At 67.0% G+C, this 9,820-nt stretch carries 7 protein-coding genes, 1 pseudogene and 1 riboswitch; of the genes and pseudogenes, 5 read left to right on the top strand and 3 right to left on the bottom strand.

Annotation, left to right across the window (positions count from 1 at the left end; genetic code table 11):
* Positions 1 to 422 (bottom strand): annotated as a pseudogene (locus ACLQ7E_RS07005) (phosphodiesterase); the annotation flags it as partial.
* A 400-nt stretch (positions 423 to 822) separates the two neighbouring features.
* A riboswitch (SAM riboswitch) is annotated at positions 823 to 938 on the top strand.
* A gap of 103 nt (positions 939 to 1,041) precedes the next feature.
* Between ACLQ7E_RS07005 and ACLQ7E_RS07010 the strand changes: the two are divergent.
* The 5 genes from ACLQ7E_RS07010 (at position 1,042) to ACLQ7E_RS07030 (ending at position 8,366) form a co-directional block, all read left to right on the top strand.
* Complete coding sequence (locus ACLQ7E_RS07010) at positions 1,042 to 1,968, top strand: methylenetetrahydrofolate reductase (protein WP_411731854.1); 927 nt, start codon at positions 1,042 to 1,044, stop codon at positions 1,966 to 1,968.
* Positions 1,969 to 2,023: 55 nt separating this feature from the next.
* Entirely contained in the window at positions 2,024 to 4,381 is a 2,358-nt protein-coding gene (gene metE / locus ACLQ7E_RS07015; RefSeq protein WP_411731855.1) for a 5-methyltetrahydropteroyltriglutamate--homocysteine S-methyltransferase, read from the top strand.
* A gap of 95 nt (positions 4,382 to 4,476) precedes the next feature.
* Positions 4,477 to 5,808: an O-acetylhomoserine aminocarboxypropyltransferase/cysteine synthase family protein gene (locus ACLQ7E_RS07020; protein WP_411731856.1), complete on the top strand. Its 1,332-nt coding sequence runs from the start codon at positions 4,477 to 4,479 to the stop codon at positions 5,806 to 5,808.
* Between the two features lie 17 nt (positions 5,809 to 5,825).
* The gene (locus tag ACLQ7E_RS07025; RefSeq protein WP_411731857.1) at positions 5,826 to 7,031 is read left to right on the top strand and encodes a cystathionine gamma-synthase; all 1,206 of its coding nucleotides are present in this window, start codon (positions 5,826 to 5,828) and stop codon (positions 7,029 to 7,031) included.
* Positions 7,032 to 7,358: 327 nt separating this feature from the next.
* Entirely contained in the window at positions 7,359 to 8,366 is a 1,008-nt protein-coding gene (locus ACLQ7E_RS07030; protein ID WP_411731858.1) for a bile acid:sodium symporter family protein, read from the top strand.
* Positions 8,367 to 8,608: 242 nt separating this feature from the next.
* On the opposite strand, the gene ACLQ7E_RS07035 is transcribed toward ACLQ7E_RS07030, so the two are convergent.
* Together ACLQ7E_RS07035 and ACLQ7E_RS07040 are read right to left on the bottom strand one after the other, a co-directional pair.
* On the bottom strand, positions 8,609 to 8,908 hold the full coding sequence (locus ACLQ7E_RS07035; RefSeq protein WP_411731859.1) for a hypothetical protein: 300 nt from the start codon (positions 8,906 to 8,908) through the stop codon (positions 8,609 to 8,611).
* Positions 8,909 to 9,069: 161 nt separating this feature from the next.
* Positions 9,070 to 9,324, bottom strand: a complete 255-nt coding sequence (locus ACLQ7E_RS07040) for a hypothetical protein (RefSeq protein WP_411731860.1) — start codon at positions 9,322 to 9,324, stop codon at positions 9,070 to 9,072.
* Between the last annotated feature and the right edge of the window lie 496 nt (positions 9,325 to 9,820).

Raw genomic sequence — 9,820 nt, forward strand, 5'->3', positions numbered from 1 at the left:
TGGATCGGGGGGGCCGCGCGGTCATGTTCCGGTTCGCCCTGTTGCCCTATGGGGGGGGGGCCCTGGGGGGGGGCGGCCGCGGCCGCCTGCACCACGACCGGATCGCAGCCGCCGAGCTCGGCCACGAGCCGGCGCGTGGGTTCGTCGGCATTGCGCAACCCGATGGCGATGGAGCGTGCCACCGCCGAGACCTTTAGCGAGTGGGTGAGCCGGTTGTGCACCACGGTGCCCGCACCTGCCTGCGGAATCACCTGGGTCACCGCTGACAGGCGCGAAAAATAGGGGGAGAAGCGGATGCGCTCGATGTCGACGCGGAATTCGTCTTCCCCGGGCCGCGAGTCCTCGCTGATCGCCCGTTCCCGGCCGCCGCTGAGGTGGGTCGTGTTCCTGTAGTCCATGGTGCGCACCAGCCTAGTGGACACGGGGTCGCAGGCAGCCTGCGACGCGGTCCCGGAACAGGGCAGGACCTGACCTCTTGGAACAAACCACCAGGGCCCCTCGTCGCCCGCGGACGGTGGCGCACGGCGCACCGTCATGGGGCCGGTCTTCGGGCACCGACCTCGGAATCACTCCACGGGCACCGCCCCTGCCGCGCCGGCACCTCGCGTCACAAAGGCTTCACGGGATTCACCAGGCGTAACGCCATGTGGTGAAATCCGCGCAGATCCGGCGAAGTGGGCGAATCAGCGGCTGTAACAATGTGACCGCCTCAGCGGCGGAAAATGACGCCGTGTGGACACATGAAGCGTTTTTGCCCTTCGTGACGGCCAAGCCGGCGAGCGCCTTGCACGTGCCGTTGGGGCTGTTCCAAGATGGATACATCAACCATCAAGAGCGGCTGAGAGATCTGGCTCGTTGACGCCGCAGCAACCATCATCCGGTGGATTCCCTTCTGGGGATTCGACCGGCGAGGGTGCTACCGCCAGAAGCGATGGAGCCGCTTCAGCGTTCACTCATCATCGCCGCAGGACATCCGTGACGGATCCCTGGGGCTTTTGTGGCGATCCCTGATGCCTCCCTCGAATCGACGAGGAGACACGCATGAGCTTTGAAACGACAGCCGCACCGCCGTCACTGTCCTACGAGCTGTATCCGCCGGTGAACCGCGACGCCACCGAGGGAATCTTCAACAGCATCCAGGCCCTGGAAGCGACCGATCCGGACTACGTGTCGGTGACCTACTCGGGGTCCCCGGAACGCCGGAGCGCGTCGCTTGAACTGATCGAGCACCTGATCCAAAACACCCGGCTGCGCCCCCTGGCGCACCTGACCTGTGTGGGGGAGAGCCGCGAATCGCTGCAGAACCTGATCCGCCACTTCATTTCCCTCGGCGTCCGCGGGGTGCTGGCCCTGCGCGGGGACCTGCCGACGGATCCGGATGAATGGCGCGGGGAGTTTCCCTTCGCCCGCTACCTGATCGAGCTGATCCGCGAGGTCGAGGCCGACCACTCGGCCGCCCTGGCCGGCGGACGGTTGGGGGTGGGCGTTGCCGCCTACCCGATCCGGCACCCCGAATCCCCGTCCTTCGAGCACGACGTGGAGGTATTGCTGGCCAAGGAACGCTCCGGGGCCAACTACGCGATCACCCAGGTCTACTTCCAGGCAGGCGAATACACCAACCTCGTGGAGTCTGCCCGCCGCGCCGGGGTCACCATCCCGATCATCCCCGGCGTCATCCCGCTGAATTCGCTGCGGCGCCTGAACCGGCTGGCCTCGATGACAGGGATTGCGCCGGACCCGATCCTGGCGCACGCGCTGGAGACCGCCGGCTCGGACTCCGAACGCCACCGCATCGGCGTGGACGCCGCCGTCAACCTGGCCCGACGCGCCTTTGACGACGGGGCGCCGGGCGTGCACCTGTACACCTTCAACGACCACCGCGGCTCCCTCGATGTCATCGAGCAGCTCGAATTGCCGCGGACCCGCGCCAAGGCCAGCAACGCCTGGGCCGCCCGCGCAGCGGTCTAGGCCCACCCACTTTCCCACCACTTTCCACAACCTCAGAACAAACAGGAGAATCACCATGACCAAGGCAACCTTCCCGGCAGCATCCATCCTCGGCTACCCGCGCATCGGACCCAACCGCGAGCTCAAGAAGGCCCTCGAAGCCCACTGGGCCTCACGCACCGACGAGGCCACGCTGCACGCCGCCGCGCGTGAACTGCAGAACGCAAACCTTGCAAAGCTCACCGGACTCGGCCTGGGCGCCGACGATGCCTCGCTGCCCGGCGACTTCGCCTACTACGACCAGGTGCTCGACGCGACGGTAGCCCTCTCGGCCCTGCCCGCCCGCTTTGCCGACCTGGCCGACGCCGACGGTGCCATCGACACGGCCGCTTCCTTCGTGCTGGCCCGCGGCGACGATTCCCGCGCCCCGCTGGAAATGACGAAGTGGTTCGACACCAACTACCACTACCTGGTCCCGGAAATCGGTGAAACCACCCCCATCAAGGCCAACGCCAAGGCCCTGGTCGAGTCCTTCACGGCACACGCCGCCCAGGGCAACACCATCCGTCCCACCATCGTTGGCCCGATCAGCTACCTGTTGCTGGCCAAGGCCGAGGACGGGGCACCCGCCGGCTTCGACCCGCTGGTGCGCATCGATACGGTCGTTGCCGCCTACACCGAGATCCTGGCAGCATTGGCTGCCGCAGGCGCACCGTGGGTCCAGCTTGATGAGCCGGCCCTGGTCACCGACCGCGGCGCCGCCCTGGCGATTCCGGGCGAGCTCGCCGAGACCGTGTACTCGAAGCTGGCCGCCGCCACACAGCGCCCCGCCCTCCTGGTGAGCCTCGGCTACGGCACCGCCGGGGAGCTCACCCGCCCGGGCGCCACGCAGGGCCTGCTGGCCCGCGCCGGCGTCGAGGCGGTGCACGCCGATCTGGTCCGCGGCGCCGTTCCCACCGCCGAATTCCTCGGCGATCTTGCCGGCTCCACCCTGGTCGCGGGCATCGTGGATTCGCGCAACATCTGGCGCAACGACCTGGCTGCCTCGCTTGGCACGCTCGCCGCGCTGCGCACCGAGGTCGAGAAGGCAGGCGGCACCTTGGCCGTGGGCACCGCCACCTCGCTGCAGCACGTCCCGCACGACGTGGCCCTGGAAGCGAACCTGCCGGCACACCTGCCCGAATGGCTGGCCTTCGCCAACCAGAAGGTCGCCGAGGTCATCACCCTGGCCAAGGGCCTGGTCGAGGGCGAGTCAGCCATCGCCGCCGAGCTCTCGGCCGCGGAATCGGCCATCGCCCACCGCGCCGGATTCGCCGGAACCACCGTCGCCTCGGTGCGCGAGCGCCTGGCCAACCTCACCACCGCCGACTTCTCCCGTTCGGACGTCGAGACCCGCAAGGCAGCCCAGGAGGCCGCCCTGGCGCTGCCTCCGCTGCCGACCACCACCATCGGCTCCTTCCCGCAGACCTCCGAGGTCCGCACCGCCCGCGCCGCCCACAAGGCCGGCACCATCGACGACGCCGCCTACGATGGCTTCCTGAAGGACGAGATCGCCCGGGTCGTGGAGCTGCAGGAAAAGCTGGGGCTGGACGTGCTGGTGCACGGCGAGGCCGAGCGCAACGACATGGTCCAGTACTTCGCCGAGAACTTCGACGGCTTCTCCGAGACCGAAAACGGCTGGGTGCAGTCCTACGGCTCCCGCGCCACCCGCCCCTCGATCCTCTGGGGGGACGTCTCCCGCCCTGCGGCATTCACCGTCCCGTGGATCACTTTCGCCGCCTCGCTGACCAACAAGCCGCTCAAGGGCATGCTCACCGGACCTGTCACCATCCTGGCCTGGAGCTTCATCCGCGACGACCAGCCGCTGGCGACTTCCGCCAACCAGGTCGCCCTGGCATTGCGCGACGAGATCGCGGACCTGCAGGCTGCCGGCATCGGCATCATCCAGGTCGACGAGCCGGCGCTGCGCGAGCTGCTGCCGCTGCGCGCCACCGCCCAGGCCAAGTACCTGGGCTGGTCGGTTGACTCCTTCCGCCTGGCTACCGCCGGGGCCACGGATGCCACGCAGATCCACACGCACCTGTGCTACTCCGAGTTCGGCGAGATCATCGAGGCCATCGACGCCCTGGATGCGGACGTGACCTCGATCGAGGCCGCCCGCTCCCGCATGGAGGTCACCGCGGACCTGACCGAGTTCGGCTTCAGCCGCGGCATCGGCCCGGGCGTGTACGACATCCACTCCCCGCGCGTGCCTTCCACCACGGAAATCGCCGAGCTCATCGACATCGCCCTGGGGTCCCTGGATGCCAAGTCGCTGTGGATCAACCCGGACTGCGGGCTGAAGACCCGCGGCTATGCGGAGACCGAGGCCTCGCTGGCCAACCTGGTGGAAGCAGCCGTCGCTGCCCGCGCCACCCTGGGCGCCACCGTCTAATTCCGCCGTGCGGGTGCGGCATCGACTCCCGATGCCGCACCCGCCCTTCCCTCCCCGACCCCGCTTAGCTTCCCCTCGGCCCGAAAGGCACGATCATGGCCTCCAGCACCTGGCGCAACGCCACCACCGAAATCCATTCCGGGTACACCCCGGCGGCCCCGCACCGCCCCATGACCGTGCCGATCTACAACTCCGCCGCCTACCAGTTCCCCGACTACGCCACCGCCGCCCGGCTCTTCGCCCTCAAGGCGCCGGGCTTCACCTACTCGCGCACCGGGAACCCCACCGTCGCGGTGCTCGAGGAACGCGCGGCCGCCCTCGAGGGCGGGATCGGCGCGATCGCCACCGCCACCGGACAGTCGGCCGTCGCGATCTCCCTGCTGGCCCTGCTCCAGGGCCCCAACCACCTGGTGGTCTCGAGCAAACTCTACGGCGGCACCGTCGACCTGCTCACCGACACCTTCGCCGACTTCGGCGTCACTGTCACCTTTGTGGACCCGGCCGACCCGGCCGCCTGGGCAGCAGCGATCACTCCCAAGACCCGCGGCTTCCTGCTCGAGTCCGTCTCCAACCCGCTGATTACCCTGGTGGACCTGCGCGCCGTCACCGACGTGGCCCACGCAGCGGGCATCCCGGTGGTCGTCGACAACACCCTGGCCACCCCGGCCGCCTACCGGCCCATCGACTTCGGTGCCGACGTGGTCGTGCATTCGGCCACCAAGGCGCTCGCGGGACACGGATCGGTTCTTGGGGGACTGGTCATTGACGCGGGCACCTTCGACTTCTCCGATGCCGCCCGCTGGCCGCAGATCGCCGCGCCCAAGGCGCGATACTACGGGGATTCGCTGCTTCAGCGCTACGGCTCCAAGGCCTACCTGATGCTCCTGCGCTCCAAGTTCCTGCACGACTTGGGCCCCACGCTCCCTGCCGCCTCCGCCTCCGCGATCCTCACCGGCATCGAGACGCTCTCGCTGCGCGTGGCCAAGGCCCAGGACAATGTGCTGGCCCTGACCCGTGCGCTCGCGGCGCACCCGGCCGTGGCCCGGGTCCACCACCCCTCCGCCGCAACCCACCCGGACCACGCGCTGGCGGTCAGCGACTACCCGCGGGGTACCGGCTGCGTCTTCTCCTTTGACCTGTTGGATCCGGCTGCCGTACCGGAGCTGGTCGATTCGCTGTCGCTCTTTGCCCTGGCCGCGAACATCGGGGATACCCGTTCGCTGGTGGTCCACCCGGCCGCCATGACCCATTGCCGGCTCAGCGCCGCCCAGCTGGCCACCGCCGGGATCGGCGCCGGCACGCTGCGCATCTCCGCCGGCCTCGAGGACTCAGCCGACTTGGTGGCCGACCTGGTCACCGCGCTCGATGCGCTGGAAAGCCGCGGAAGCACACCTGCCGCCGCGCCGCGCGAAACCATCAACGCCTAAGGAAGGACCGAACAACCATGGGCACCACCACCAGCCACGGCTTCAACACCCAGGCCATCCACGCGGGCCAGGAACCTGACCCGCTGACCGGCGCGGTCATCCCGCCGATCTACCAAACCAGCACGTTCGTCCAGGACGGGATCAATGTGCTGCGCAACGGGCACGAGTACTCGCGCGGCTCCAACCCGACCCGCAGCGGCTTCGAAACCCAGCTCGCCACCCTGGAAGCGGGTCATGCGGGCTTTGCATTCGCCTCCGGCATCGCCGCCGAGGATGCGCTGCTGCGCGCGGTGCTGGAACCCGGTGACCACATCGTGCTCGGTTCCGACGGCTACGGCGGCACCAACCGACTGATCAACCGACTGCACGGCAAATGGGGGATCACCAACACCCCCGTGGACATCACCGACCTCGCGGCGGTCCAAGCGGCGGTGCAGCCCGGGAAGACCGCGCTGCTCTGGGTTGAGACCCCGTCCAACCCGCTGCTGGGCATCGCGGATGTCGCGGGCTGGGTAGCGATAGCCCACGCCGCAGGGGCGTTGCTGGTCGTGGACAACACCTTCGCGACCCCGTTCCTGCAGCGCCCGCTAACCCTGGGCGCCGACGTGGTGGTGCATTCGACCACCAAGTACATCGGCGGGCATTCTGATGTGCTCGGGGGCGCGGTGATCGTTTCGGACGGTGTTTTCCGCGGACAGGACCTGGCCGAGGCCGTGGGGTTCCAGCAATTTGCCGGGGGAGCCGTGGCCGGGCCGCAGGACTGTTTCCTGGCGGCCCGCGGGCTGAAGACCCTGGGACTGCGCATGGAACGCCACTGTTCCAACGCCGCCGCCATTGCCGATTGGCTCCAGGGGCGCGAGGAAGTTGAAACCGTGCTCTACCCGGGCCTGGAAACCCATCCCGGCCATGAGCTGGCCAAGAGCCAGTCCAACGGCTTTGGCGGGATCGTCTCGCTGCAATTTGCCGGCGGCGAGGCAGCCGCACGGGCCTTTGCCGAGTCGACCAAGCTCTTTGCGCTCTCGGTGTCCCTGGGCGGGGTCGAGTCGCTGGTTTGCTATTCCGCGGAAATGACCCACGCCTCGGTGATCGGCACCCCGCTGGCGGTGCCACGGAACCTGGTGCGGCTTTCGGTGGGCATCGAGCAGGTTGAGGACCTCATCGCGGATCTCGGGCTCGGGCTCGCCGCAGCCAGAAGTGCCTCGCTTCAGGGCGCCGCAGCCTGAGAAAAAGCTTGTGGTGGTCCCAAGAATGGTCTGAGGGGGCCGGGAGGGACCACCACATACCCGTGTGCCGCGTTTGATCAACGGTGCCGGGGCCAGAGACACGGAGGGCGGGGAGTCCTCGCCGTGTGGGACAGGCGGGAACGGGCCGGCCCATGGAGGCCGGGCCGCTCCTGCCTTGATGGTTTTTGGGTACGTTGCGTTACCGACCTCAGTCATATGACACGGGGAGCGTGCGATAAACGGCACCAAATGCGCGACGAGCGGTGGCTGCTGGACGAACTGGCAAATCGATTGGACATGCCTTGATCAATTTGTCACCATTTTTTCATGTCAACTGATCGAAACGTACAACCAAAGCCCGGACTGGACGCCGAAGAGCGCAGCGCAAAGATTGCCGTGACGCTTTTCCCGCTGCTGGTCCTGGCCGGCGGGGCCATTGCCCTGCTGACCCCGGAAACCTTCAGCGGATTCTCCAAGGCCATCAACCCGTTGCTGATGGTCATTATGTTCGGCATGGGCCTGACCCTGACGCTGCCCGACTTTGCGCTGGTAGTGCGCAAGCCGTTGCCGGTGCTCCTGGGTGTCGTGGCGCAGTACGTGATCATGCCGCTGCTGGGCCTGGGTATTTCGATGCTGTTGCAGCTTCCTCCGGCCCTGGCCGCCGGTGTCATCCTGGTTGGTTGCGCGCCGGGCGGCACCGCCTCGAATGTGGTGACCTACCTGGCCAAGGGAGACGTCGCGCTCTCGGTGACAATGACCTCGATCTCCACGCTGCTCGCCCCCATCTTCACCCCATTGCTGACCCTGTGGCTCGCCGGCCAGTACCTGCCGGTGGATGCCGGATCGATGGCCATGTCGATCGTGCAGATCGTGCTCATCCCCGTGGTCCTGGGCCTGGTGCTGCGCGTGATCCTGCCGGGCCTGGTCGCCAAGGTGCTCCCGGCGCTTCCCTGGGTCTCGGTCATCGCCATCACCGCCGTGGTGCTCATCGTGGTCGCCGGCAGCGCCGCCGCCATCTTCAGTGCAGGTCTGCTGATCCTGCTGGCGGTCATCATGCACAACGCCGGTGGCATTGCGCTGGGCTACGGAACCGCCAAGCTCTTCAAGCAGCCCATTGCCACACGCCGCACCATGGCCATCGAGGTCGGCATGCAGAACTCGGGCCTGGCCTCGGGGCTGGCCAAGACCTACTTCACCCCCGAGGCGGCACTGCCCGGCGCCGTGTTCTCGGTCTGGCACAACCTCTCCGGAGCCTTCATTGCCGCCTACTGGCGCCGCAGCAGTGCCAAGAACGCCGAGCGCGACGCGCAAGCCGCGGAGCTCGCTTCCAAGTAGTCAACGGCTGATTCGAACTTCCGAAGGTTCCCTCGTCGCGCCGCAAGGCGAGCGGTCAGGGAACCTGCGGCGCTCAATGGACTGAACCGCAACCGGCACGGCACCCTGGGCGGACATCGGGGGCGTGGTTCCGTGCCCGCATGCCGTTCGCGCATCTACCCTCGCGATCGGGATCGGGATGGCAATCTCAGGCGAGCACCCGGGGGAGTGGAGCAGGTGGCCCAACCACGCGGATCCCTGGCCTAGTCGATGCCGTCATCCAAGACCGTGGGCTTCACCGGGTTGCCTTTGTCATGGCGTGAGCGTGCTCGCCCGTAGGCGCTGTGTGAATTCTGTTTCCACCACCACCAGTCGGCGTGTGAGGCGATCCTGCGCAGGTGGTCTTCGCTGAGTGGAACAAACCCCGTGGCGACCAGGTCCTGATGGATGTCCGCGGCTGCGCCAAAGGCCATGTTTTTCCACTGCTTGCGGCTGCGCACACCGTGGCGGTGGTCTTTGCACCAAGCGTTGAGTTGGCTAAACAGCTCTGTTCCTGTATCCATTTCTGCTTCACCTTGCAGATTCCAGCCGCGGCCGGATCCATGCCCTGCTCCTTGCTGCCGTTCCGAACGGCTTGGATGACAACACTCGCCAGTGCCTCAAAGCGTCGTTCCATGGACTAAATCTAGTTCGGAAGTTCTTGAGTGGAAACATCCTGGCATGCCTATCCGTCAAAGGACGCAGGCAGTACATCCGGGTGCGGAACGAGGAACGCTAATTCCAGCCGCGGGTCTTGGTGCAACGCCCGGAACAAGTCAGGTGCCGCCGCAATGACAAGTGAATCCGGGTAAAGTCCCGTGCCCCAGGCGAAGGCCCGATGAGGATCCTCTACGAACCCGGGGACCTGGTCCCGGACGCCGCGGAAGATGATTTCCTCGATGCCGAGGTTCTCGTGGAGGAACTCATGGCCGCCAATCAAACTGGTCGTGGCCCGAGAAGCGAAGGGTCCAGCGTGCCCGACCCCCTCCGGGTGCGCGATAGCGTCTTTGTACCCACATATGTGGCCAGGACCTCTCGCAGGGCGTCGGCAGTTCCCCTGTCCAACAGGCCCAACGGGGCAGCAGGGAATTCGGCGACGGGATGATCCGCCAGGTACGCGCTCCACAGCTCGTTCCAGTCAGCGGAGGCTTCCAACTCGGCCCCTGGAGGAAACAACGATGACCACCGGCGAGGGACCTCGCCGTGATCGTAGGCTGGAGGAAGAGCCGCAGCAGATGTAGTGGGCGAAAGCCATCGGGGATGTAGTCCCTGGCCAGCATGGGAGCCACATTCCTTAGGCGGCGTTCGAACATGAAAAAGGTTTCGTGGTTCCGAAGGAATATCCGGCACCCCGAAAACATTGTTGTCCAGCGGGTGCGCCTACTTCGCGCCCAGGTCGTTGGGGTAGCGGATCCCCAAATTGTGGCGGGTTCCGT

This window comes from Paeniglutamicibacter sp. (assembly GCF_046714615.1).
GTDB lineage: Bacteria > Actinomycetota > Actinomycetes > Actinomycetales > Micrococcaceae > Paeniglutamicibacter.

Excerpts from the sequence above, each read along its gene's own strand:
- ACLQ7E_RS07010 (WP_411731854.1), top strand. The coding sequence starts at position 1,042 with ATGAGCTTTGAAACGACAGCCGCACCGCCGTCACTGTCCTACGAGCTG.
- ACLQ7E_RS07020 (WP_411731856.1), top strand. The coding sequence starts at position 4,477 with ATGGCCTCCAGCACCTGGCGCAACGCCACCACCGAAATCCATTCCGGG.
- ACLQ7E_RS07025 (WP_411731857.1), top strand. The coding sequence starts at position 5,826 with ATGGGCACCACCACCAGCCACGGCTTCAACACCCAGGCCATCCACGCG.
- metE (WP_411731855.1), top strand. The coding sequence starts at position 2,024 with ATGACCAAGGCAACCTTCCCGGCAGCATCCATCCTCGGCTACCCGCGC.
- ACLQ7E_RS07035 (WP_411731859.1), bottom strand. The coding sequence starts at position 8,908 with ATGGATACAGGAACAGAGCTGTTTAGCCAACTCAACGCTTGGTGCAAA.
- ACLQ7E_RS07030 (WP_411731858.1), top strand. The coding sequence starts at position 7,359 with ATGTCAACTGATCGAAACGTACAACCAAAGCCCGGACTGGACGCCGAA.